This is a genomic window from Bradyrhizobium sp. Leo170, from assembly GCF_004296405.1.
Classification (GTDB): Bacteria; Pseudomonadota; Alphaproteobacteria; order Rhizobiales; family Xanthobacteraceae; genus Bradyrhizobium.
Genome location: NZ_PSRR01000564.1, coordinates 1 through 3,062, shown reverse-complemented (window position 1 = coordinate 3,062; position 3,062 = coordinate 1). Strand labels below are relative to the sequence as shown.

Below are 3,062 nucleotides of genomic sequence, written 5' to 3'. Positions count from 1 at the left end.
CCCAACATAACCGCGTCACCTAACGCGCTCGCGGCCGCCGCGACTTCTACAAATCCAATCGTGCTCGAGAACCAGAAGCTGGGAAATCCGCAAAGCGAATGGGATATCGAGGGGGCCGGTAGCTCGAATATCGAAGGTTTTGCCACCGACATCAGCGTGAATCGTGGCAACCAGATCGATTTCAAGATCAATACGGATTCATCAAACTACCGGATCGACATCTACCGTCTCGGCTATTATGGCGGCATGGGTGCGCGAAAGGTCCACACGATCCAGCACACGGGCGTGCAGAACCAGCCGGCGCCGCTTCGTGACGACACGACCGGCCTGGTCGATGCCGGCAATTGGTCTGTTTCAGCCTCCTGGGACGTTCCTGAGGATGCTGTGTCGGGCGTCTATATCGCAAAGCTCGTACGCGAGGACGGCGTTGAAGGCGCCAATCACATCCCGTTCATCGTCAGGGATGACAGCAGCACCAGCGATGTCGTCTTTCAGACCTCCGACACGACCTGGCAGGCCTATAACGGCTGGGGCGGCGCGAATTTCTATGGCGGCAACGGCCCTGCCACAGGTCAGGGTGCCGGACGCGCCTACGCGGTGAGCTACAATCGGCCGATTGCCACCCGCGGCAGCGTTGGAAGCTTTGCAGGTCCGCAGGACTATCTGTTCGGCGCTGAATACGCGGCGATCTACTGGCTGGAGCAGAACGGCTACGACGTCTCCTACATGTCGGGCATTGACACGGACCGTTACGGCAGTCTGCTCCTCAATCACAAGCTCTATCTCGACGCTGGTCACGACGAGTACTGGTCCGGGCAACAGCGCGCCAATGTCGAGGCGGCCCGCGATGCCGGCGTGAATCTGGCGTTCTGGAGCGGCAACGAGATGTATTGGCGCACGCGCTGGGGCAACAGCATCAGCAGCGACGCCACGGCGTACCGCACCTTGATCTCCTACAAGGAGACCTGGTCGCCAGACGCGTCGATCGATCCAAGCGACCAGTGGACCGGAACGTTCCGTGATCCCCGTCTCAGCCCGCCGGCGCTCGGCGGAGGGAGTCCGGAAAATGCCTTGATCGGACAGATGTTCCAGGTCGATGATGTCGGCCAAGGCAGCGGCCTCCAGGCCATCACAATTCCCTACGACGACGCCAATCTGCGCTTCTGGCGCAATACCAGCGTTGCGGCGCTTCAGCCGGAGCAGATAGCGACGCTGACCAGGAACTATCTCGGCTATGAGTGGGACGAAGCGGTCGACAATGGATTCGATCCCGCCGGCCTCGTCCGGCTCTCCTCGACGACAGTCCCGGTTACCTCCTATCTCCTTGACTACGGCAACACGACCGGAAGCGCCATCTCGACCCATAACCTGACGCTCTATCGCGCGGCGAGTCGCGCATTGGTCTTCGCCGCCGGAACGGTCTACTGGGCCTGGGGTCTGAGCGACAATCACGACCTGACGCCAACGCCCACCGACGTGCGCGTGCAACAGTCGATGGTCAACCTGCTCGCCGACATGGGTATTCAGCCGGGAACGCTGCAGCCGGACTTGGTCGCCTCCACCGGCTCCACGGACCAGACCGCGCCGACCTCGAGCGTCAACGCGCTGGCAAACATCAGTGCCGGAGACGTGGTCACGATTTTCGGCACGGCATCGGATTTCGGCGGCGGCGTGATCGCCGGCGTGGAAGTATCGACGGACGGCGGCTTGAGCTGGCATCCGGCGATTGGTGACGAGACATGGTCCTATAGCTGGTCTCCGCAGGTCGCCGGGACCTACACCATCATGTCGCGCGCGGTGGACGACAGCATCAATCTCGAAACGCCTTCCGTGGGTCGCACGGTGACCGTCGCGGCTCCGACTTACATCTCGCTCTTTCCGGGCTCAGCCACCCCCGATACCGTCAACACCACGGATGCAAGCGCCGTCGAACTGGGCGTGAGATTCCAGACGTCGGTTGCCGGCACCGTAAGCGGCATCCGCTTCTACAAGGGCAGCCAGGATATCGGCACCCACACCGGCCAGCTCTGGAGCAGCACCGGCACCTTGCTGGCAACCGCCACATTCACAAACGAAACCGCAAGCGGCTGGCAGAGCGTGACCTTCTCCAACCCGATTTCGCTGACGCCTGGAGCCACCTACATCGCCTCCTATCACACGAGCGTGGGCCATTACTCCTCCAGCGTGAACTACTTCTTGAGCAATGTGACGAGCGGTCCGCTGACCGCTCTCGCCAGTGGCAATGGCGTCTATGCCTACAGCAGCAATATCGCGTTCCCGACAAGCACGTTCGCGGCGACGAATTTCTGGGTTGACGTCATGTTCAATCCTTCTGCCGCCAACAGCGCGCCCATAGCCGCCAACGACGATGGACCGATTGCGACACGCGATCTGGCCCTGACGATCGCGGCGTCGTCCCTGACCGGGAACGACAGTGATCCCGATGGGGATGCGGTCAGCGTCATCGCCGTGAGTGCAGCAACGCACGGCACTGTCGTGCTCAACACGCAGCCCAATCCGCAGAACAACACCATCACCTTTACGCCCGATGCCGGCTACACCGGTCCGGCGAGCTTCACCTACACGATCTCAGATGGGCGCGGCGGTACGGCATCGGCCACTGTCAGCTTCACCGTGGTACCGCCAGGAGCGGCTCCCGTCAGCCTGTTCAGCGCGTCAAGCACGCCGGCTCTGACCGACCTCAATGACGGATCCCAGATCGAAGTCGGGATGAAGTTCACGTCCTCGGTCGCCGGGCAGATCACGGCGCTCAGATTCTATCGCAGCGCGAGCGACACCGGCATCAACACCCTCGATCTCTGGTCGTCGACAGGCACTCGCCTCGCCACCGCCACCTTCACCAATACGTCAGCCAGCGGTTGGCAGACCGTCATGCTGCCGTCAGCGGTTTCGATCGACGCCAACACCACCTATGTCGCGTCCTATCACACCACCGGCGCCTATGTGGCGACCAACAACTACTTCACCACGGCCATCACAAACGGCCCGTTGACCGCGCTTTCCAGCCTTGCCGCCGGCGCAATGGTGTCTACTCCTATGGC

General features: G+C 61.9%; 1 protein-coding gene. It reads left to right on the top strand.

Annotated elements, in window-relative coordinates; all coding sequences use genetic code 11:
* Positions 1–6 precede the first annotated feature (6 nt).
* On the top strand, positions 7–3,062 hold a 3,056-nt coding region (locus CWO89_RS42435), incomplete at its 3' end, for a N,N-dimethylformamidase beta subunit family domain-containing protein (RefSeq protein ID WP_502702955.1).